Annotated in this window: 1 protein-coding gene; it reads left to right on the top strand. The window is 51.8% G+C overall.

Going from position 1 to position 409, the window contains the following annotated elements:
- Positions 1–180 precede the first annotated feature (180 nt).
- Positions 181–409: hypothetical protein (locus ACT3UQ_RS19760; protein ID WP_444637826.1), on the top strand; the 229-nt coding region annotated here is incomplete at its 3' end.

The raw sequence follows: 409 nt of genomic DNA, 5'->3' as shown, positions 1-409 counted from the left end.
AACTGACAAACACACGCAATGCAATCCTTCGACTGCTGCGCAGCCCATGGCGAAGAAGACATGAACGATGGAGAACGAGATACCTACGTACAGCTCATCATAGAATCTCAATGAGCCGCTGATAAACACAGCGAAACCACGTAGCACACAGCGAAACCGCTCACGGTAAAGGAGCAGAGCATGAACACCGAAGCCTCACACATCTACACCCAACTTCAAACGCTCTACCGCCAACTAGAACAACTCAACCAACAAGGCCGCATCGTCATGACCAGAGATAGCCTAAATAAAGACTTCCCAGATTCCAAGCACGCCACTACCACCGCGCTGCAAGGCATCGAACAAGCGATCAACGCCACCTGCTGGATGGAAACCCTAGCCACCACCGACGGAACATACCCACCCCTAA

Source organism: Glutamicibacter sp. AOP12-B1-11, from assembly GCF_052379245.1.
Classification (GTDB): Bacteria; Actinomycetota; Actinomycetes; order Actinomycetales; family Micrococcaceae; genus Glutamicibacter.
The sequence above is the reverse complement of the archived record's forward strand: the minus strand, read 5'-3'. Positions and strand labels throughout refer to the sequence as shown.